Genomic DNA, 21,838 nt, shown 5'->3' with positions numbered 1-21,838 from the left:
TGGATCATTCTCATGGGAGGTTCGGGGTGAGTGATATCGAAAGTAAACGGGGGTTACGCGGCTACTAGGGCTGAGTCACCTGACGGCCGCGCGTACAAATCGGGCAAATCTCCGGCAGACGGCACCCATAGCCGCCCTCACGGTGACGAGCCTGCACCTGCGAGCCAGCAATCAGCTCCGCGGCGTGCTGCACCAGCTCAGCCGCCCACGAATCGTGCTCCGTCAGAGCCGGCTGAACCTGCAGGCGAGTCTTACTCTCGTCGTTCACGCCCGAGGCGCCCAACTGCACGAGCGCCGCGCCGCCGGAACGACCCGTATAGCCGGTGTACTCCAGCTCCTGGGGGCGGGCATCTGGTAGCGGCTCACCCGCCTCCAGGGCGGCGGCTTCGGCGCGGTAACGCTCCTCCAGCTGCTCACCCGCGCCAGCCTCCACCGCAATCTGGTAGGCGGCAAGCTGCGGATGCGTCTCCATCTCCGAGCCGGTCGGCTTAGATTTACCGGTTTTCAGGTCAACAATGGCGTAGCGGCGGGTGCCGTCCTCCGCCGGGGCGGTACCCTCGAGGCGGTCCACACGACCGGTGAGCAGCGCATCCAGCTCGCCAACCTCACCGGCGGGGTCGAAGGGCACGGGCACACGCACCGCGAAGGAGCCTTCAACACCGAGGTTCTGCCAGCCGGCGTCGCCCATGTGCTGACGGTAGTAGTAGCTCAGGCGCAGAATCATGCGCTTGGCGCGCTCGTAGAGGGCGTAGGATTCCCAGGGCACGCGCTCGCGGTACTCTTCGTCGGTTTCGTCCTCCTTGCGGGCGGGCACGCCGAGGGAGCTAATGCGCTCGTCGAGGGCGTTTTGGAGCTCTTCGAGGGTGCCGGTCGGGTACTCCTCGGCGATGGCGTGAACGAGCGTGCCGAGCGAGCGTGACAGGTCAGTCTGGGCTTCCGCGCGGGCGGCGGAAACCAGCCAGTCCAGCGGAGAGCTGTGGATGGTTTCCAGGCGCGAGGGCGAAAGCGTAATCGTGCGGCGGCCGGGGTTTTCTGCTGGGTTTTCGGCAGGTTCTTCGCCGTCTTCGCCGTGGTTTTCGTCCAGCTCAGCGTGGTCCGCCGGGCGGTGCGCAAAGAGCAGCTCCGTGCTAGAAAGCGGCAGCAGGCCCCACCAATCATCGGGTGCGGCGCCGGGCGCCTGCGCGTTCGCCAGGCGCGCCAGAGTGCGGGAGGCGGCATCGAGTCGGTACGCGGAAGCCTCCGGGGTGAGTGCTTCTTCCTCCGGTGCGTTGTGCATCTGCGCGCCGTTCTGCTGTGTGTCCTCCTGCTGGGCGTCTTCGGCACGCATCGCGTTCATCGATTCCTCAACGAGGGTGCGGCGAAGCTCCGCCACGAGGGAACGCAGGGTGGCGGGGCGGCGCACGCGGGTGATGGGCACGTCTGTGGAGTCGCCGACCGCGTCGGTGGGTAGCACGAAGTCGAAGAACTCACCGGGTGCCTGATCGTCGTTGCGCACGGCGGTGAGCACGAGGCGGGTGCTGGCTCGGGTGGCGGCGACGGCGAACATGCGCAGCTCGTCGTGGCGGGTGTCGCGTACGCGTTCGGGGTAGCTACGGATGCGGGCGGGCGGCACCGGCTGCTCGCTCTCCCCCGCCTGTTGTTCTGCCTGCTGTGCGCGCTGGCGGAGGCGCGCATCGCACAGGTCCGTAAGGTCGCCGGTGCTCAGCAGGGAGCCGCGCACGGTGGTGTTGGGCCAGGTGCCTTCCTGCAGGCCGCATACATATACGGTGCGCCAGGACTGACCGGCGGCGAGCGCGGGGGTGAGAATCTCGACCGCGTCTTGGCGTACGCCGCGGGCGGCGAGGGTGTCCATGGGTAGGTCCTGCGCGTCGATGAAGTCGAGGAACTGCTCGGCACCGGCGCCGCGCATCTGCTCGTCGAATCGGTCGGCGGCTTCGAAGAGGCCAATCATGGCGTCGAGGTTTCGGTGGGCTGCGTCGGCGTCGGGGCCTGCGCTGCGCGACTGGGTGACCCAGGTTTTTTCGAGGCCGCTGGCTTCCCAGAGCGCCCAGAGCACTTCGGTGCTGGTGGATTCGGGGCGGGCGAGTGCTTTACGTCCGGCGGAGAGCACGGCTGCGATGCGGTGCACGGCGCGTCCTACGCCCTCTTCGGGGAGGGTTTCGGGGTGTAGCAGGGCACCGAGGAGCAGGTCGTCGCTGGGTCGGTGGCCGCCGCTTTGCAGTTCGATGGATCGTAGCTGCTGGCGGAGTCGTCGCACGTCCATGCTGGATGCGCCACCGAGTCGGGAGGTGAGCAGGGTGATGGCGCTCTGCGCGCCGCCGAGGGGGTTGGCGCGGCTTTCTTCGGCGATGACGTCGTCGAGGCTTCGGCGCATGAGCTCTTCAGCTTCGGTGACGCTGAGGGTTTCGTAGCCGCCACGCTCCGCCGCCTCCGTACCTTCTGCACCTTCTGCGGCGGGCATGTGCACGGCGGGGTTGAGCGCCTTCTCGCCGCGCTTGCGGGCGTAGACGAGCAGGCTGAGCGCGTCGAGGAAGGGGCGTACGGCGGGCTCGTCGCGCACCGGCACGAGCGCCGCGGAGGTACGCGAGGGAATACCGTTCGAGGAGAGCACGCGGCGGATGCGCGCCACGTCCGCGCTGCTGCGCACGATGATGGCGGACTCGCGGTAGGGGTGGTTGCCGTAGATGCGTTCTTCGAGCAGCATTTGGGCGATGAGGTTCGCCTCGTCCTGAGAGCTGGAGAGCGCATACTTATACACGCCAGCGGGTGCGGTGCGGTAGTGTGCGGGGTCGAGGATTTTGCCGTCGGCGCCCAGGTGCAGTAGCGGTTCGTCGGCGGCGCCCCAGGTGAGGGCTTCGTCTGCGGGGGTGGTGTTGATGCGTCCGAAGGTCGCGGGTGCGCCGTTCTTTACACCTCCCTGCGCACCATTCTTCGCCCCCTCCTGTTCAGCGGTGAGCGGCACGAACCGGGTGTAGCGCGGCAAGCGGCGGCGAATGTCCGCCACAAGCGGCATCATGAGTGCGGGCAGGCGGTACGAGGTGGTGAGCGTGCGGGTACGCATGCTCGGGAAGCTTGACTGCAGGGTGGTGACGAGGTCGGGGCGGGCGCCTCGGAAGCCCTGGACGACGGCTTCATCGCTGTAGGTCATGACAACCTGGGGGCCTTCAGCGAAGAGGTCGGGGTGGGTTTCGGTCAGGTGCGCGGCGTCTGCGGGGGCGACTTCTGCGGCGATGAGGCGCAACAGTCGGTAGATGGAGGGGCTGAGTTCCTGCACGTCGTCGATGAGGATCAGGTCGTAGCGGCGGCGTTCCTCGGCAAGGAATTCGGGGGCGCGCAGTAGCAGCCGGCAGGCGTCGTTGATGAGTACTGCCGGGTCGTAGGCGTTTTTGGCGCGGAGGGCTCGCACGGCACGGTATTCGGTGTGCAGTTGGGCGAGGGCGTGCCAGGCGGGCTGGTTGTGTTCGGTGGCGAGGGCGTGTACGTCTTCGGCGGTGAGGTCGTATTCTGCCATGCGGTCGAAGAAGTCGCGGATTTCGTGGCGGAAGCCGCGGGTTGCGAGGGCGTCGCGGAGTACGTCGGGCCAGGCGGGTCCGGGGGCGATGCCTTCGGCGTGGTTGGCGAGTAGTTCGCCGATGATGACGTCTTGTTCGGGGCCGGAGAGGAGTTTGAGGTTGCCTTCTACGCCGCTGAGTAGCCCGCGGGTTTGGGCTCGTTTGAGCAGGTCGAAGGCGTATGCTGCCCAGGCGCGGGTGGGTGCTACGGAGAGGCTTCGGTCGCTGGATGCGGCGATGGTGTCTCGCATGCGGGTTGCGGCGGTGCGGGTGGGTGCGAGGATGAGTAGGCGGGCGGGGTCGTTCCCGTCGGCGAGGTAGCGCAGGGCGCGTTCGGTGAGGTGGTGGGTTTTACCGGTTCCGGGGATGCCGGTGAGAAGTTGGGTTGTCATGGTTTCAGTCTATCGGCTGTAGCGCGGTTGTACCTTGTGGGCGGTCATGTGGGCTCGTCAGCTGCTTATGTGCCGCCTCGGTGACTTAATATGCCGCTCCCAGGGCTTAATATGCTGCTCCGCCGAGGGCTTATCCACAGCCGCGTAACGACCGGGCGCGCGCCTGCACCGCCGCTGGGTTAGTCTTATAGCATGACCTGGATGAACGGCCTGCGCGCCACTTTTGACCTTGAAACCACCGGTGTGGACGTCACCACCGCCCGCATCGTGACTGCTTCCCTGATCCTGCTGGACCCTCAGGGTAATGTGGTGCGCCGTGGCGAGTGGCTTGCCGACCCCGGCGTTGAGATCCCCGCCGGTGCCGCCGCCGTGCACGGTATTACGACTGAGTACGCGCGTGAGCACGGCCGTCCCGCCCGTGAGGTCGTGTGGGAGCTTGCCGGCGCGATTGGTGCGCTGAACCTTGACGGTGTGCCGATTATTGCGTTCAATGCCGCCTACGATTTTTCGGTGCTGCACCACGAGATGCTGCGCCACAATATTGCCAACGGTGAGCTGCCGCCGGGGGTGGTGCTCGACCCGTATGTTCTGCATAAGCACGTGATTCCGCGTAAGCGCGGCAAGCGCACCCTTGAGGTTCTTGCTACCGAGTACGGTGTCTCCCTGGAGAATGCGCACACCTCCGCTGATGATGCCCTGGCTGCGGAGCGTCTGCTGGTGAAGCTGACCGAGCAGTTCCCCGAGGTTCTCAACGTGGATGCGCGCCAGCTGCACGAGCAGCAGATTCAGTGGGCGGCGGAGCAGGCGGCGAGCTTCCAGGCGTGGTTGCGTACGCAGCCGGGTAAGGAATCTGAGGTCATTGACGGCCGCTGGCCCGTGCGCCGATAAAACTGCGCCGCTAAACTCACCCCGGCTACCCAATATATCTCTCTTTTACTGACGGGCTGACACTATCCCCGCTTGGGCTTCTCCCCTATGCTAGATAAGGAACCACACCTACACGAATAGCACGTGAATAGCACGACCCGGAAGGCCTCTCATGGATGATCAGCCCCGCACTACCGAGCCGTACCCTGACACTAATACGCGCAGTATTTATCTGGGGTCTACCCGTCTGGCTCATGAGCACCTGGTGGCGCAGTCGCAGGTGGTGCTCCGCCTGGGCCGCATCCTGATGAAGTCGGGTGCGAGCGCCTACCGTATTAAGGCGTCGATGGCGCGTTTGGCAAAGGCTGTGGGGTTGAAGGAGCATCACGCGCAGGTGACCTTCACCGAGATTTCGACTTCTTCGTACACGGAGGGTAATTTCCGTACCGAGGTCGCTGAGCAGCGCACGATGGGCATTAACGCTCATAAGCTGGATCAGTTGGGTAAGTTCATTTCTGAGCTTCCTGAAAAGATTACTCCGGCGGAGGCGAATGCTGAGCTTGACCTTATTGATTCGGCGAAGCCTCTGTACACCCGCTGGATGTTGGCGCTGGCGTCGGCGGTGGCGTGTGCCGGGTTCGCGTTCTTGAACCGTGGCGGTCTGGTGGAGTGCACGGTGGTGTTCTTCGCGGCGGGTGCCGGCCAGTTTTTGCGTTCGACCCTGCTCAAGCGCGGGGTTAGCCATTTGGCAACGTGGATGGCGTGCGGCTTCCTGGCGGCGGGCCTGTACATTGCGATTGTTAATGTGCTGGTCGCGGCGGGTTGGATTAGCCCGAACCACATGATTGGTTTCATTTCGTCGGTACTGTTCTTGGTGCCCGGTTTCCCCATGGTGACGGGCATGCTCGATATTTCCCGCATGGACTTTTTGGCGGGTATTTCGCGTCTAACCTATGTGGGTTTGTTGTTGCTGAGTGCGTCGTTTGCGGTGTGGGTTTTGGGTTCGCTCTTCCATCTACCGTTGGCGGCTCCTGCGCCTCTTAACCTTGACCCGACCCTGTATTTGGTGTTGCAGGTGCTTTCCTCGGGTGTTGCGGCGGCTGGCTTCGCGATGCTTTTTGCCGCATCCCCGGTGGCGTGTGTGTGGGGAGGCGTGATTGCTGCGGTGGCGAACCCCGCCCGTATTCACATGGTGGAGGCGGGTATGCCCGCGCATATGGCAGCGACGATTGCCGTGTTTGGTGTGGGTATTTTGGCTGAGATTGTGGCGCCGCTGCATCAGCGTAAGTACACGCGTATTTCCCTGTCGGTTCCGGCGGTGGTGACGATGGTTCCGGGTGTTCCGTTCTACCGTTCGATGTCGCATTTTGCTAGCGGTGACATGTACTCGGCGGCGAGCGGTTTCGTGCAGTCCCTGCTGATTTTCATGGCGTTGGGTATGGGCCTGGCGTTTGTGCGTCTGCTCTTTGATAAGAACTGGCTGTTCGATCAGGACACTCAGGTGCTCAACCGTCTGGACACTGACCGGCACCTGCGTTAGCGCGTTGCGCATCCCCTCTGTTCCCTAACTTGTCTGTTGTGTTTTATCGTCACCTTTCGGTACGTTCAGGTGCTTGTCACCTGCGGTTCATCTGTAGCGCCTATGATGGTTAGGTACGGGACGCTCATAGCGTGCGGGCTCCGTTGCCCGTTGCACGTCGTCCCTTGTAATTCTTTAGTTCGCCGTCTCTGTTGAAAGGCACCGATACGATGACTCCTTCCTCTACCCACCCGCTGCACCACGAAGCCAGCGAGAAGCTGTTTGAGCGTTCTCGCGCGGTGATTCCCGGTGGTGTGAATTCCCCGGTGCGCGCCTTCAATTCTGTGGGCGGCACTCCTGCGTTTGCGGCGAAGGCTAAGGGCGCGTACCTGTACGATGCGGACGGCAACGAGTACGTTGACCTGGTCTGCTCGTGGGGTCCGTCGATTCTGGGTCATGCGCATCCGCAGGTGGTTGAGGCGGTTCAGCAGGCGGCTGAGCGCGGCCTGTCTTTTGGTGCGGCGAGCGCGCCGGAGGCTGAGCTGGCTGAGCTGGTGGTCAACCGTATTAACGCGGCGATTCCCTGGGCTATTGATCAGGTGCGTATGGTGTCCACCGGTACTGAGGCGACCATGACTGCGATTCGTCTGGCGCGTGGTGTGACCGGTCGCGACAAGATTATTAAGTTTGCGGGCTGCTACCACGGTCACGTGGATGCGCTGCTTTCCGAGGCTGGTTCGGGTGTGGCTACCCTGGCGCTGCCGGGTTCTGCTGGCGTGACTGCCGCAACCGCCGCGGAGACTATCGTTCTGCCCTATAACAACCTGGACGCTGTGCGTGAGGCGTTCGCAAACCACGAGGGTCAGATCGCCGCGATTATTACTGAGGCGGCGCCCTGCAACATGGGTGTGGTGACCCCCGAGCCCGGTTTCAACCGTGGCCTGCACGAGATTGCTCACGCGAATGGTGCGCTCGTCATTTTTGATGAGGTGCTGACCGGTTTCCGTGTGTCTTCGGCTGGTTACTGGGGTTACGCGGCGCCCGAGGATGGCGGCTGGGTTCCCGATATTTTCACGTTCGGCAAGGTCATTGGTGGCGGTATGCCCATCGCGGCACTGGCCGGTAAGCGTGAGGTCATGGAGCACCTGGCACCGGTCGGCCCCGTCTACCAGGCGGGTACCCTCTCCGGTAACCCGCTGTCGGTTGCGGCGGGTATTACAACCCTGACTTTGGCTGATGCCGCCGTTTACGCGCACCTGGATTCGCGTAGCGCCCAGCTGCAGCAGGCTCTGACCGAGGCGTTCAACGCCGCCGGTGTGGACCACTCCATCCAGAGCGCCGGTAACCTCTTCTCGGTCGCGTTCGGCACCTCTCAGGAGGGCGTGCACAACTACGCCGACATCAAGGCGTCGGCAACCAGCCGATACAACGCGTTCTTCCACTCCATGCTCGAATCCGGCGTGTACCTGCCGCCGAGCGCATTCGAGGCATGGTTCGTTTCTGCCGCACACGACGATGAGGCGATGGACCGTATCATCTCGGCTCTTCCGGCTGCCGCAGCTGCTGCCGCATCCGCTTAGGGGTTCGAGAGACGTAAGGAGGTGAGCCGCTCATGGATCTGAGCGCTCTGGGACTGCCTATGGAGCAGCTACGCGACGTGTGGCTGATCGCCTTCATGGTGTACCTGGGCTTGTGCCTGCTGGTGGATATCGCCTACCCGGTGCCCATCAAGAAGGAGAAGGCAGCCGAACTGTACCTTGAGGTGTCCGGTTCGCCCGTTGATGAGGCGCGCCGCGCCACCGCGGAACGCACCGCGATGGGTGCGCCGCTGAGCTCCTCTCGCAAGGGTAGCGCCACGAAGAAGGCGAAGAAGAAGCTGGATTCTATTGAGGGCGCCGGCGTGTTTAGCGGCTGGTTCCACGTGGTCATGTACCTGTGGGGCTGGATTGTGGCGGTCTCTATCTTCACCCTGTACTGGGATATCGTGTACGACGGTGTTGTACTACCGGCGCTGATTCTGCCGTTCCTCATGGTGTACCTGGGTGCGCGTATTGGCCGCCGTCAGTGGCGTGCAGTTCGCGGATACAGCAAGGACGACCGTGTGCTGGGCATGCCGCGCATCTACTCGGCGACGCTGGGTAAGCTGAGCGCACCGTTCCGTGTGCGCGGCACGGTGCCGGGTGTAGAGCCGATCCGTGACGACCGCACCGCCTACTGGATCCTCGGCGGTATTGCGTTCCTGCTCGCCTCGGTCTTCCTGGTTTCGTTGGCGGGCTGGAGCATTGACGAGGATTGGGAAGCGATCTATATCGGTCACGCATCCTGGTTCTTGCTGGCGGCGGGCGTTCTGCTGATCATCATATTGCTGATGCGTAGCCGCGATTACGTGCTGTACAACCCGGATTCGTTCCAGGCTGGGCGTCTGCTCCTTCCGGCGAAGTCCCGCCCCTACTCGGATGTTCGCGCATTCCGTGTGTACCCGAAGAACCCGGACGCTATCAAGCTGAACCCGAAGGACGCGAGCCAGTGGACGCTGGAGATTCTGCTCCCCGGCGGCCGCAAGCACGACTATTCGCTGAACGATCACCAGATTGATTGTTTGGTGGCGCAGATTGCGTTCAATATTGAGCAGGGACGCTGGGCGCAGCTGGATTCGCCGGCGGACCGTGAAATGTTGGCGAAGTACTTCGTGGACGGCCGCGTAATCTGCACGACCATGGGGTATAAGCCTGCCGGTAAGCATGCGGAGGAGGCGGCACGCCGCGCGTCCTTCCAGAAGGCGCAGTACAAGTAAACCTGCAGCCTATATACCACGAGAAGCCACATGTGTTTCGAGAAGCCACGTTTTATGTTGCTTTTCGAAACACATGTGGCTTCTGAGCATCACAGACACACCATCACCGATACCCCGTAGAGAGACACCGTTAGAGAGGACAATCATGGACCTTGCAGCCCTGGGTCTGCCCCTAGAGCAGGTGCGCAACGTATGGCTCATCGCCTTCCTGCTGTACCTGGTGGTGTGCGTAGCAGTCGATATCGCCTACTCCTCAACCATGAGCAAGGAAGAAGCGAGGCGGCTGCACGTTTTCTACAAGGGCTCCCCCGTAGACAAAGCGATGAGGTACGCCGAACGCCGCTCCCTGGACGGCGACCCGCTCCCCAAACATAAGCTGCGTTCCAACCTCACCCGCGCCAGGAAAGAACTCGATAGCATTTCTGGTGTATCTAAGTTTGAGGCATGGATGCACGCCGTCATGTACGTGTGGGCTTGCATTATCGCGCGGTCCATCTTTCTGCTGTACAAGGACATTGCCCGTGACGGCATCCTGCTACCGGCACTAGTCCTGCCGTTCTACATGGTCTACCTGGGTGCGTGCTGGAGCCGCTTCATTTGGCGTAGTTCCCGCTACTTCAACCTCGATAACCACACCGCGGGTATGCCCCAAGTCCTGGGCGAAATGCTGAACCGTATTGACGCGTTCTTTGCTCCGCAGGATGCACATCCCCAAGCCAAACCGGTGCGTTCGACGCCTAGACTCTACCTGGGGCTCTGCGTGACCGTGGTGGTGGCGCTGGTGATAGCGATCATCGTCTTCCTCTACTCCCTGGTCGGCTGGACGATTTTGTACACCCCGCCAATGCCTATTGGTGGTGCCTCAATCATGTTGGCGGTTACAGCCTCAGCGGCGCTAGCGTTGCGTTGGCATTATTTGAAGGTCTACTTGCTGTTCAACCCCGACTCGTTCTACGTCGGGCGGCTTTTCCTGCCCGCGAAGAAGTACAGATACACCGATATTGAGGAGTTCTGCGTCTTCCCGAAGAACCCCGAACAAATCAAGACGACCTTCTACGAACCGTCGCAATGGCAGATAGAAATCAAGGTGCCGTCCAGAATCCCGCCGAACCTTGCCAAGCGCATGCCCTGGCTGCGCAGGCACATTGTGGCGGTACACGATGAGCGCGTTGTCTGCCTGACCTCCCAGGTCGCGTTCTACCTTGAGCAGGAACGCTGGGCGGACCTGCGTTCCCCCGCCGACCGGGAGAAACTCGCGGAATACTTCACCAATGGCAACATTGTGTGCACCTCCCTCGGGTACAAGCCAGTCAGCGAAGAACAAGAATAAACGGCGAAAAGCCACATGTGTTTCGAGAAGCCACATAAGACGTGGCTTTTCGAAACACATGTGGCTTCTGCTTGTTATGAGAAAACATCAGAGTCAGAATTATTACTTGCTGACCATTTCATTCGTATTTTCTTCGCCCACGGTGCACAATTAGGGAAGATTCATTTAGACTCACACTACATTGAGGATTTATGCAGACCTATCATGATCGCTCTTATATTCAGGGCAAGCTAAACCGTTTCACGGCGCAGTGGCGGCAAAAAATTGATGATTATCGGGCATCTTCCCGAGCAAACTTTGAGATCAGCGAGACTCAGACTTTCTGGAATTCTTTGCTGAGCTGTTTCGGTATTCAGCCTGGTACGGTAGCCGAGTTTGAGCTCCCGGCTCGTCGTGCGAGTACCGGTCGTCAAGGCCGTATCGACATGTTCTGGCCTTCTACGGTATTGGTTGAGCAGAAAACTTTGGGCAAGAATCTTGAAGATGCCATTGTCCAAGCTCAGGACTATATCGCTGGCGGTAGCATCCCGGAGGAGAACCTTCCTCGCTATATTATGGTGAGCGATTTTGAGCATTTTACCCTAGTGAATCGCCGCTCGGGTGAGCGTGAAGAATTTGATCTTGAGCAGTTACCCGACCGTTATGATTCTTTGAAGTTCCTGGTCGGTGAAGAAGCTATTAGCACCCAGGAGCAGCAGGAACTTACGATTGCTGCTTCTAAGATTATGGCGCGCCTATACCAGGCGATGCTTGGAGATGAAGCAGATACTCCGGTAGGTGAAGATGGCGCTGTCAACGCTGAGGATGAGGATACCCGCGTCCTGGAAGCTTCTATGTTCCTGACCCGTGTCCTTTTCTTGCTCTTTGGCGATGACGCAGGCATCTGGGAGAGACATCTTTTTGCTCGTTTCTTGCGCAAGCATACGCGCGAGGATGGCTCAGATTTGGGTACTCAGATTAATGCACTGTTTGAATATTTGGATACGCCGGATGCTAAACGTTCTCGCATGAAGAATGTTCCTGCTCTCATGGAGCGTTTTCCTTATGTCAATGGTTCGTTGTTTGCTGAGCGTACCCCCACGGAGTACTTCACGCGAGAGCTTCGCGAGGAGCTGTTGGTTGCCTGTGGCTTTGACTGGTCACAGATTTCAACCGCTATTTTTGGTTCGATGTTCCAGTTGGTGAAGTCTCGTGAGGCTCGACGAGCTGCAGGCGAACATTACACGACTGAAGAAAATATTCTGAAGACTATTGGGCCGTTGTTCTTGAATGATTTCACTGCCCGTGTTGAGGCTGTTCTTTCGTCCAATGACGGCAATAAGAAAAAACGCCTTGCGCTGGCTGCAATTTTGCAGGAGCTTTCAGAGACCCATTTCTTTGACCCTGCATGTGGTTCAGGCAATTTCTTGCAGGTCGCCTATATGCGCTTGCGTGCTTTAGAGACTCGTATTCTCGTTGAGATGCGTCGTCTTTCTAAGTTTGATGGTGATATGGCTCTAGATGCGTCCTGGAGCACTAGTTTGTCTATTGCCCAATTCCACGGCATTGAGCTTAACTGGTGGCCTTCAAAAATTGCTGAAGTTGCAATGTTCTTGTCTGAGTTCCAGGCAGATCGCGACATGGCGCGCGCCCTGGGTCAGGTGCCTACTCGTCTTCCTATTACCTCAGTTGCGCATATTGTTCATGCGGATGCGCTGAAGGCTGACTGGTGTGAGTTGATTCCGAGCAATGCGAAACAGGTATTTATTTTTGGCAACCCTCCGTTCAAGGGACAGTCAAGTAGGTCTAAAGAGCAAACTAATTCGATGAAGACCGTATGGGGGAATAAGAATTATCATGGTTACCTTGACTTTGTAACGACGTGGTTCTGGAAATCGGCACTCTTCTTCAAAGATAATTACGAAGGTGAATTTGCTTTTGTAGCCACAAATTCCATCACGCAAGGTCAACAGGTTTCATCTGTTTTTAAGCCGCTATTTAAAGAAAATTGGAAGATTAAGTTTGCCTATCGAACCTTCCCTTGGGACTCCCAAGCCCCCGGCCAGGCAGCTGTTCACTGTGTCATTATTGGCTTTATTCGCGCAAAGGAGTTTACTCGACATCTTTTTGAATATGATTTCAAGAAAAAAGAAACATACAAAATTCCCAATATTGAAAATATCAACCCATACCTATTGGACCACAAAAATGTATTCGTGGAAGACAATAAAAAAGGACCATTGTCTCCACAGTTAATCCCAGCAAAAATTGGCTCAAAACCGGCAGATGGAAAAAATCTTATTATATCTGATAAGAATAATCTCCAAAAAGTCCTGGAAGACCCTATTGCTGCTAAATATATACGAGATTTTTACATGGGTCATGATTTATTGAACAACAAGAAACGTTGGTGCTTATGGCTCAAAGACATGAATCCGGCCGATATTGCCAAGAGTCCCGTGCTCAAGCTTCGTCTAGAAGCTGTAAAATCAGCCCGCGAAAATAGCTCAAAAGCTCCTACTCAAAGAAAAGCATCATCCCCTCACTTGTTTGTAGAACTACGACAGCCAGATTATGATTTTCTTGCTATTCCTGCTGTTGTATCAGAGAATAGACTGTTCTACACTGCAGAATATCTTCCTGCCGAGGTTATTATTGGTAACCAGATTTACGCTGTTCGTGACACGGATGGGTTCATCTTTGCAATTATCAGCTCCTCAATGTTTATTACCTGGCAACGCGCTATTGGCGGCGCGCTAGAATCACGCCTACGTTTCTCAAACACTGTGGTCTGGAATAACCTCCCGCTGCCTCCTGTCGACGCAACTTTACGGGCTAGGATCATTGCCGCTGGTAAGAAAATTTTGACAGTGCGTGAGAAATTGACTAATAAGCATGAGGGGTCAATCTCGTTGGTAGACTTGTATAACCCTTTGGCCATGAGCCCCGAGTTGCTGGCGGCACATCGAGATTTAGACTCGTTGGTAGACAAGGCGTTCGGTGCTTCGAGAAGATGTTCCTCTAATGTAAAGCGTTTGGAGATTCTCTTCGACCGCTATATTGAAATTGCGAAACCCGAAGAAATATCTTAAGCGTATATAGAGAATGGCTGTGGGGGTTTGAATATTTTCAAATCCCCACAGCCATTTAAGTATTTAATTCCCTATTTTTCCTGGAATAAAGCTTCTTGCAGTGGCTTCCACCCTTCTGCTTCTAACATATCCGTTTCAATGCTTTGAGGAAATGTTGTGCCTACCTCAGCTACATACACAGATACTTTTCCGCGGAAGGATAAAGTTGTACCCTTAAACGTTACATCAATCTTCCAGAGTTCAGGGTCTAGATTAAGCTTTCCATCACAGACAAGGGGCTCTATAAAATGAAGAATTCTTACAACACCCAACATCATCGCAGGCACGGAACAAACCGCCGCGTGGTAAGCATGCTCTATCCCCGCAGCATCAGAAAATGTCCTGCGATTTTCATCATCGTGCAACAAAGACCCATACAACCAAGAGCCCGCCAGCTCCTTATTAGAAAATCCTGCCCCTCCATCCCCTGCGCGTTTCCCTTTACCACTAACCGGATAGTCGGGATCAGCCATCTGACACTCATGAAGCAACTCCAAAACTTTCTTCTTTCCATTATCATCCACAATCTTTTCATATAAAAACGCCAGGACATCCGCATAGAAAATTCCATCAGAAAATAAAAATACCGGGCGAACACGTGCAGCAGCACTCTCAATTTGTTCCGAATGTGGCAATTTAATATCATCAACAGTAATATTAGCGCCCCCACCCTTATTAAAATTTAAAATATTAAATTTGAATTTAACTTCAGATAGTTCTTTTAGTGCTCCGATATCCTGAGCTAAGGAATGATCCTGAATGATCCGAGCACGAAGTACAAATCGAGCAAGATCATTCATATTAAAATCTTTATATCCTCTACTAGTATTAAATTTCTCTGGTAGCATGTCCCTCCAAGCAATAGAATTTATGCTGTTTACCAGCCTGCTTCTCTGAATATAGAGAAGCCTCTCTTAAATCCTATGCTGATTCTCTAATTTTGTCTTCAGCGCTGGTCACCGCATGCAAAAGAAGCCACATGCTGTTCACACAGCATGTGGCTTCTCAGCGTTCAAAGAGGGAAGGGGTTAGGCATCCAGCTCGCGAAGCCAGCCTGCCGCCTCCGTACCGTAATAGGTCAGAATGACGTCCGCACCGGCACGGTGAATCGAACGCAGCGACTCCAACACCACAGCCTTACGGTCAATCCAGCCGTTCGCCGCAGCCGCCTCAATCATCGCGTACTCACCCGACACCTGATACGCCGCCACCGGCACCGGCGAAAACTCCGCCACCTCGCGCACAATATCCAGGTAGCTACCGGCAGGCTTCACCATGACCATATCCGCGCCCTCCTCCAGGTCAGCGCGCACCTCCAGAAGCGACTCGCGGCGGTTCGCCGGATCCTGCTGATAGGTCTTACGGTCGCCCTTGAAGGTCGACTCTACCGCGTCACGGAACGGGCCGAAGAACGCCGAAGCGTACTTCGCCGAATACGCCAGAATCGACACATCCTCAAAGCCAGCCTCGTCCAGGGCGGCACGCATCGCCACGATCTGGCCGTCCATCATGCCCGACGGGGACACCGTGTGCGCACCCGCGCGAGCCTGCGAAACCGCCATCTTGCAGTACAGCTCCACAGTCTGATCATTATCCACCACGGGCGTGCCGTGGCCATTATCAACCAGCACGCCGCAGTGGCCGTGGCTCGTGAACTCATCCAGGCAGGTATCAGCCATAACCACCAGGTCGTCGCCGAACTCCTCGCGGCACACCGCAATCGCGCGGTTCAGGATGCCCTGCGGATCCCAGGCGGTCGAGCCGACCTCGTCCTTATCCTCATCGCGAGGAATACCGAACAGGTCAATGCAGCGGATGCCCGCCTCGTACGCCTCACGCACGGCGGGGATGATGCTCTCCAGGGTGTGCTGGTACTGACCGGGCATCGAACGAATCGGCTGCGGTTCGTCGATGCCGTCGCGAACGAAGAACACCTGAATCAGCTGCGCGGGGCGCAGAGTAGTCTCAGCGACGAGGGAGCGCATGGCTGCGGTGGTGCGCAGGCGGCGCGGGCGGCGGGTGAGGTTCATGATCTCTCCTGAAAACTCGATAAAAATATGTGGTCTTAGTAGATGAGGGATGCGCCTACATGAGGGATACAGCGGCGCGCGCCAAATCCTGCGGTGACGGCGAATCGGCCTGCACGTAGCGCAGGTTCAGGGCGCGGCATGCGGAGGCGGTACTCGCCCCAATCGCCACCACCGGCGGCACCGATTCGGGCGGTAGCGCGCCGTCCAGCAGGGCGTGCAGGCGGGAGGGGGCGGTCACCACCAGCGCATCCGGTGCGGGTACATCTACGGTACTCCCCTGCACGAGCGCGCGGGCGGCAGCAAGGCTCAGCTCGCCGGGTGCCACCTGCTCGGCGGGCACCATATCGTAGAGCACGCAGCGGCGCCTGTCCCAGCCCAGGTTTTTGAGGCCTTCGCGCAGGGTCGGGCGGGCGTTGGAGCCTTCCAGAACCAGCACGGCGGCGGGCTCGGTTGCAGGCTTTTTAAACTCCGCGAGCATACCGGCGGCGCTCTGCACCTGCGGCTGAAAATCCGTGCCCAGCCCCAGCTGGGTGTGCACGGCACGGGCGGTTGCCGCACCCACGCAGGCGATGCGCACTCCCCCGCTCGCGCAGGCGCGGGCAAACTCCGCACCCCACAACTCGGCGCAGGCGCGAACCGTGTTGGCGCTCGTGAAACTCACCCACGCATAGTGCCCGGAGGCGAGCGCCTCCAGCGCGGCGGCGTGGTCTGCGCCCGGTTCGACAGTGCGTGCCTGCTGTAGCGGGGCGAAGAGTACCCGGGGCTCCCCCAACCCGTTCTGTGTGCATTCCTCGGCGAGGGCGCGTGCGAAGGCGGCCCCCTGGGCGGCGGAGCGGGTCAGCAGAACCGTGCGCGCGGGTTCAGCTTGCGGACTAGCGGCAGACATGACGCCTACTTCAGGTCCAATCCGGCAAGGGCAGCGGCACCCATCTGCAGCAGGTCTTCCGCTACGCGCACGCCCAGGCGTTCGGCGCCGGGCACATCCAGTTCAGCGGTTGCCGAGGTGTGGCGCAGCATGTCGGTGCCGTCCGGGGACGCCACCACAACGTTAAGCACCAGGTCGCCTTCAACCACGTGCGCGTACGCGCCGATGGGCGCGGCGCATCCGGCTTCGAGGCGGCGCAGCAGGGCACGTTCGGCGCTGACGGCGAGGCGGGTTTCGTGGTGGTTTGCGGCGAGCAGGGCACGGCCGAGGGCACGCACCGGGCGCGCCACCTCGGGGTCGGCGAGCACGGCGGAATCCGGGTTCTCGAATTCGCTTTCGCGCACTTCCAGGGCGAGCGCGCCCTGGCCGGGGGCGGGCAGCATGCGGGTGGGGTCAAGGTACTCGGTGATGAGTTCTTCCTTGCCCAGGCGCTTGAGGCCGGAGACGGCGAGCACCACGGCGTCGCAGTCGCCGCTGCGTTCGGTGCCTACGCCGTGGTCGGCGCGTTCGGAAGTTTCGGCGTTCTGGCGGAGTACGACCTGCTTGCCGGCGTGCTCTTCCAGGCCCTTCACGCGGCCGATGCGGGTGCCCACGTTACCGCGAACGTCCACGATTTCAAGGTCGGGGCGCAGTGCACGCAGCTGGGCGGCGCGGCGGGGTGAGCCGGTGCCCACGCGGGAGCCTTCGGGCAGGGTGTCGACGGTCAGACCGTCGCGTGCCACGAGGGCGTCGCGGGGGTCTTCACGCTTGAGGGTTGCGGCAACCACCAGGCCGGGGCAGGGTGCGGAGGGCAGGTCCTTGAGGGAGTGTACTGCCATGTCCACGCGGTTTTCTTCGGAGGCGTTCTCGCCGTCGAGTAGACGCTGGCGCAGTGCCGCAGCGAATACGCCGGTGCCGCCGAGGGTTGCCAGGGGTCCGGTGAGCACGTCACCTTCGGTTTTGACGGTGCGCAACTCGAAGCTCACAGCTTCGGGGTTTTCAGCGCCGTGGTGTGCCTGGTGTTCGGTGTAGAGGGAGGTGACGGTTTCAGCGGCAATACGGCTTTGGGTCAGGGCGAGAGCAGACCCGCGGGTGCCCAAGGTGTACTCGTGATGGCTCATATCTCTCCTTTTCGGTGATGTGTGTGATAGCCCGTAGGCGTGTGCGTTTCCCCCAGAGGCTGTGTGTTTGTCTAACTTCTGGGGGCAGCCTGTAGGCACGTGCGCTCCGACCCGCCCGCACACCCCGGTCAGGGGGTGTTGGGGCGAGTCGGAGCTACAGGGGTGGTGTTAGTGGGAGCAGCATCCACCGGAGCGGCTGGCGGGAGCTTCCTCAGACTCGGCGGTATCAGCATCGGCTGCGTACTCTGCGATGACCGGCTTCGGCGCACCTCGGCCGGGCTTGCAGCAGCCGGGTTCGCACTCGTCGAACCAGCCGTACTGACCGCTCGCGCTCGGGGCGAGGACGCTCTCACGTTCGGGGCGCAGGTCGGCTGAAACGCCGTTCTCCACACGCTCCTCAATGAGGCGGCGCAGCGACTCCACGTACGCCGGATGCGTGCCGGGGGTGGGGGTGCGCACGGCAACCACGCCCAGGCGCTCGCAGGTGTCCAGTGCCTCGGTGTCCAGATCCCACTTGACTTCCATGTGGTCGGAGACGAAGCCGAGGGGTACCAGCACGACGCCTTCCACGGGGGCTTCGCCGTCCTCCGCCGGGTTGGCGGGGGTGGGCAGCGCCTCCAGGGCGTCGTTGACGTCCGGTTCCAGCCACGGCATGGACGGCGGGCCGGAACGGGACTGGTACACCAGCTCCCATTCGACGTTCTGCAGAAGCTGCGGGGCCTCATCTCGAACCAGCGAAAGCACGGCGCGGGCGACCTGCAGGTGCTTCTCCACGTAGGCGGAGCCACCCTCGTAGTTCACGCCGCGCGGGCCTGCCTCATTCGCCGCGGAGGTCGGCACCGAGTGGGTGCAGAACATGATGCGTAGGTGCGGGTTCAGCGAACCGCTATCGCGTGCGGCAAGCTGCTCACGCACCGTGGCGAGGCCGTCCTTCAGCCCGTCAGCGAAAGCGCGGGAGAAGCCGGGCACGTCAAAGAACTGACGGATCTTACCCACGTGCACGCGACCTTCCAGGCCGAGCTGCTCAATCGCCATGCCGTAGTCTTCACGGTACTGGCGGCAGCTCGAGTAGCCGGGGTAGGCGCTGGTCGCCAGCACGAGCACGTTGCGGTGCCCGTTCTCGTAGGCTTCGGCGAGCACGTCCTTCACGTAGGGCTTCCAGTTGCGGTTCGCCCAGGTGATCGGGATGCGCGGGCCGCGCTCGGCCAGCGCCTGCTGCAGCGCGGCGAGCAGGGCACGGTTCTGCTCGTTAATGGGCGAGATGCCGCCGTTGGCGCGGTAGTGGGTGGCGACCTCTTCGAGGCGCTCATCCGGGATGCCGCGGCCAGCGGTCACGTTGCGCAGGAACGGGATGACGTCTTCCTGCCCCTCGGGGCCTCCGAAGGAGGAGAGAATCACCAGATCGTAGGGGCGTGCCTCTTCGGCACGTTCACGGGTGATGCTACGTTCGCTTCGGTAGTCGCCGAGGGTCTGCTCGTTGAGCACGGCGGGGCCGTTGGAGGCGGTGTTCGCCGGGTCGGTGCGGTTGGGTACCACGTCGTCCGGCAGGAGCGTGCCGTTGAGGGTTACGCCGTTGTTCGGCTGATGGCTCACGCCAGAACCTCTGCTACTTCGTCTGCGCCGATGCGGCGGCCGGTGTAGAAGGGGGTGTCTTCGCGAACGTGCAGGCGTGCTTCAGTGTTGCGGAAGTGACGCATCAGGTCGACGAGGTCCACGAGTTCGGGTGCTTCGAGGGCGAGGACCCATTCGTAGTCGTTCAGGCCGAACGATGCGACGGTGTTTGCCAGAACCTGCGGGAAGTCGATGGCCTTCATACCGTGGTTCTTGAGCATTTCTGCACGTCGTTCGGGGTTCATGTAGTACCAGTCGTAGGAGCGTACGAAGGGGTAGACGCAGACCCAGGTTTCAGGTGCCTTGCCGCGTGCGTAGGCGGGGGCGTGGTTGCGGGTGAACTCTGCTTCGCGGTGTACGCCCATGGTGGACCAGACGATGGTGGTGCCTGCGAACAGTGCGGTGCGGCGAATCTTGCGGACTGCTGCCTGCAGCTTTTCGGGGTTCTGGCCGTGGGTCCAGATCATGACGTCTGCGTTGTCGCGCATTGCGGAGACGTCGTAGATGCCGCGCAGGGTCACGCCGTCTGCTGCGAGCTGTTCTGCGACCTTCTCGAACTCGGCGCGTGCCTCGTCGGTGTTGGATTCTGCGGGGCGTGCGCCGGAGCGTGCGAACACGGTGTACAGGGCGTAGTGCAGGGTTTCGCCCTCTTCGCGGCCGCGGCGGTTCTCGTCAGCTGCGGAGTGCTGGACTGCATAGCCCTTGGGTGCGCCGCCGTAGCCGTGGCCTGCGTGGGTGTAGCCGCCCTGACCTGCGCCGTGTGCGCCGCCGTGGCCGTGTGCTGCGTGATCGTGAGACATTGTGTGTTCCTTTCTTCAGCGAGGGTTCGCTGTGCTGGAGGCGCGGCTTCCGTAGCTGCGCGTTTTCTCAATTTTTTGGTCTAGTTACTGGCTGAGCTGAGTTATTGGCTGAGCTTCTGCCGCCGCTGCGCCGTCTACTTGGCGGTTGCGGCTTTCGGGGAGGTGACGCCTTCCCAGTCCTGTGCCGCGTGGTAGATGAGGCGGTCCATCTGCTCGTAGGTGTCTTTGACGGTTAAGACCAGGCCGGATCCGGCGGCCCAGGAGCCGACGGTGCTGAGGGTTCCGAGTTCGCTGGCGCGTTCGCGGAATTCCTTGACTCGGTCGCGGTGACCGGGGGTGGAGGCGGGTAGTACGCCGCGCCAGCGTACGACGTCCGCGTCGACGAGGTTGCTGTGGGTGAGGGCTACGTCCATCATGCGGCTTGCGTCGCGCAGGGCGAGGGTGATGAGCTGCTCGTCGGCGAGTGCCACTTCTGAGAAGCGGGCGTCTTCGCCGCCTCGGCCGTAGGAGAGGCGCACGACGTGGCGTCCGGGGCCTGCGGCGTCGGCGACCCATTGCCATTTGGCGGTGGCGTGGGTGAGTGCCTTGGCGCGTACGGCGGTGGCTTCTTCGGAGACGAGCAGGCCGGTGCCGCGGGGGTGCTTGTCCAGGGCGGGGGCATCAACGACGAGGGTGACGAGGGCGACTTCGGGGCCGGGTTCCAGGGCGGGTAGTGCGGTGGAGACGTGCGGGCCGATGAGTCGTGCCACGGTCGGGCCGTCGGTGGCGAGCACCAGGTAGTCGGCGTAGAGGGGGGTGTTTTCGCCGTCGGTGGTGTGGCGCTGGATGATGAACCACTGGCCGGTGGATTCGTCGCGGTCCACTGCGATGACGTCGAATCCGGTGACGATGCGCACGCCGGCGGCGTAGAGGTCTTCGACGAGACGTTCGGACAGCTGGTTCATGCCGCCCACGATACCGGCGACCTGTGAGCCTGCAGGGGCTGCCGAACGGAAAGCGTGCGCTGCGGCGGAGAGGGAGCGGTGCTTGCGGAAGGCTTCGCGCAGGCCGGGGATGGTCGCGTCCACATCCAGCTTGTCGGGGTGGGTGGAGTACACGCCGGAGACTACGGGTGCGACGAGGTTGTCGAGCACTTTCTGACCCATGCGGATGCGCACGAGCTCACCGAGGGTCTTCGCGTTCTCGCCTGCGGAGACGGGCAGGAACTTGTCCACCTGGGCGCGGCGCAGACCGTTCTTACCGATGACGGGAATCAGCGACTTATCGTTCACATTGCCGGGGATGCCCATGATGCCGGTGCTGGGGGTGCGGCGGGCGCCCTGCGGCAGGTACAGCCAGGAGCCGTAGGAGTTGGGGGTGACGATCTGGTCGCCCAGGCCGAGTTCCTTGACGAGGTCGCTGACAATGGGGCTGCGGGTTGCGAAGGATTCTGCGCCGGAGTCCAGCAGAAGGCCGCCAACTTCGTGGGCACCAACGGCACCGCCGAGGTGGTGACGCTGTTCGAGCAGGGTGACGCGCATACCGGCTGCGGCGAGGCGGCGTGCGGAGATTAGGCCGGAGGGGCCGCCGCCGATGACGATGGCGGTGGGTGCCTTCTCGTTGCGGGTGAAAGCTCGTGCGTTCTGGGGCGCGGCGGAGGAACTGACCTGTGCGGTGCGGTGCGGTGCCTGGTTGGTGTGGCCCATGGTGGTTCTCCTTCGGTCTGTCTGCGGTGGAGTTGCCCTTGGGGGGGGTAACGGGTGTGGTGGTTGGTTCGGGGTGCAGATGTTCGGTGCAGATGCCGGAGGGTGTCCGGCATCTGCGCCGTCT

General features: G+C 60.6%; 14 protein-coding genes. 6 read left to right on the top strand and 8 right to left on the bottom strand.

The window, feature by feature from the left end:
- Window positions 1-64: 64 nt before the first annotated feature.
- Window positions 65-3,943, bottom strand: a complete 3,879-nt coding sequence (locus ROTMU0001_RS05370) for a UrvD/REP family ATP-dependent DNA helicase (protein ID WP_005508537.1) — start codon at window positions 3,941-3,943, stop codon at window positions 65-67.
- Window positions 3,944-4,135: 192 nt separating this feature from the next.
- Between ROTMU0001_RS05370 and ROTMU0001_RS05365 the strand changes: the two genes are divergently transcribed.
- The 6 genes from ROTMU0001_RS05365 (at window position 4,136) to ROTMU0001_RS05340 (ending at window position 13,524) form a co-directional block, all read left to right on the top strand.
- Window positions 4,136-4,831, top strand: coding sequence for a 3'-5' exonuclease (locus tag ROTMU0001_RS05365; RefSeq protein WP_044142397.1), 696 nt, complete (start codon window positions 4,136-4,138; stop codon window positions 4,829-4,831).
- 151 nt (window positions 4,832-4,982) lie between these two features.
- On the top strand, window positions 4,983-6,350 hold the full coding sequence (locus ROTMU0001_RS05360) for a threonine/serine exporter family protein (protein ID WP_005508534.1): 1,368 nt from the start codon (window positions 4,983-4,985) through the stop codon (window positions 6,348-6,350).
- 209 nt (window positions 6,351-6,559) lie between these two features.
- Entirely contained in the window at window positions 6,560-7,909 is a 1,350-nt protein-coding gene (gene hemL, locus ROTMU0001_RS05355; RefSeq protein WP_005508532.1) for a glutamate-1-semialdehyde 2,1-aminomutase, read from the top strand.
- 32 nt (window positions 7,910-7,941) lie between these two features.
- Entirely contained in the window at window positions 7,942-9,123 is a 1,182-nt protein-coding gene (locus ROTMU0001_RS05350; RefSeq protein ID WP_005508530.1) for a hypothetical protein, read from the top strand.
- 145 nt (window positions 9,124-9,268) lie between these two features.
- Entirely contained in the window at window positions 9,269-10,453 is a 1,185-nt protein-coding gene (locus tag ROTMU0001_RS05345; RefSeq protein ID WP_005508529.1) for a hypothetical protein, read from the top strand.
- Window positions 10,454-10,644: 191 nt separating this feature from the next.
- Entirely contained in the window at window positions 10,645-13,524 is a 2,880-nt protein-coding gene (locus tag ROTMU0001_RS05340; protein WP_005508526.1) for a class I SAM-dependent DNA methyltransferase, read from the top strand.
- A gap of 71 nt (window positions 13,525-13,595) precedes the next feature.
- Here ROTMU0001_RS05340 and ROTMU0001_RS05335 read toward each other — a convergent pair whose 3' ends face one another.
- The 7 genes from ROTMU0001_RS05335 to hemG all read right to left on the bottom strand — a co-directional run bounded on the left by ROTMU0001_RS05335 (window position 13,596) and on the right by hemG (window position 21,714).
- A complete protein-coding gene (locus tag ROTMU0001_RS05335; RefSeq protein ID WP_044142360.1) occupies window positions 13,596-14,363 on the bottom strand; it encodes a hypothetical protein in 768 nt (255 codons plus the stop codon).
- 228 nt (window positions 14,364-14,591) lie between these two features.
- Window positions 14,592-15,593, bottom strand: coding sequence for a porphobilinogen synthase (gene hemB / locus ROTMU0001_RS05330; RefSeq protein WP_005508525.1), 1,002 nt, complete (start codon window positions 15,591-15,593; stop codon window positions 14,592-14,594).
- A 55-nt stretch (window positions 15,594-15,648) separates the two neighbouring features.
- The gene (locus ROTMU0001_RS05325) at window positions 15,649-16,479 is read right to left on the bottom strand and encodes a uroporphyrinogen-III synthase (protein ID WP_005508523.1); all 831 of its coding nucleotides are present in this window, start codon (window positions 16,477-16,479) and stop codon (window positions 15,649-15,651) included.
- Window positions 16,480-16,484: 5 nt separating this feature from the next.
- Window positions 16,485-17,618 (bottom strand): hydroxymethylbilane synthase, encoded by a 1,134-nt coding sequence (locus tag ROTMU0001_RS05320; protein WP_005508521.1) that lies wholly within the window; start codon window positions 17,616-17,618, stop codon window positions 16,485-16,487.
- Window positions 17,619-17,786: 168 nt separating this feature from the next.
- Window positions 17,787-19,211: a ferrochelatase gene (locus ROTMU0001_RS05315; RefSeq protein ID WP_005508520.1), complete on the bottom strand. Its 1,425-nt coding sequence runs from the start codon at window positions 19,209-19,211 to the stop codon at window positions 17,787-17,789.
- A complete protein-coding gene (gene hemQ / locus ROTMU0001_RS05310; protein WP_005508519.1) occupies window positions 19,208-20,029 on the bottom strand; it encodes a hydrogen peroxide-dependent heme synthase in 822 nt (273 codons plus the stop codon). The genes ROTMU0001_RS05315 and hemQ overlap by 4 nt, the downstream gene beginning before the upstream one ends.
- 134 nt (window positions 20,030-20,163) lie before the next feature.
- Window positions 20,164-21,714 carry a protoporphyrinogen oxidase gene (gene hemG / locus ROTMU0001_RS05305; RefSeq protein ID WP_005508517.1) on the bottom strand — a complete coding sequence of 517 codons (1,551 nt, stop codon included), beginning with the start codon at window positions 21,712-21,714 and terminating at the stop codon, window positions 20,164-20,166.
- Window positions 21,715-21,838: the final 124 nt, after the last annotated feature.

The sequence above is a fragment of the Rothia mucilaginosa ATCC 25296 genome (genome assembly GCF_000175615.1).
In the GTDB taxonomy this organism is placed as follows: Bacteria; Actinomycetota; Actinomycetes; order Actinomycetales; family Micrococcaceae; genus Rothia; species Rothia mucilaginosa.
This window is presented reverse-complemented; position numbering and strand designations above follow the sequence as displayed.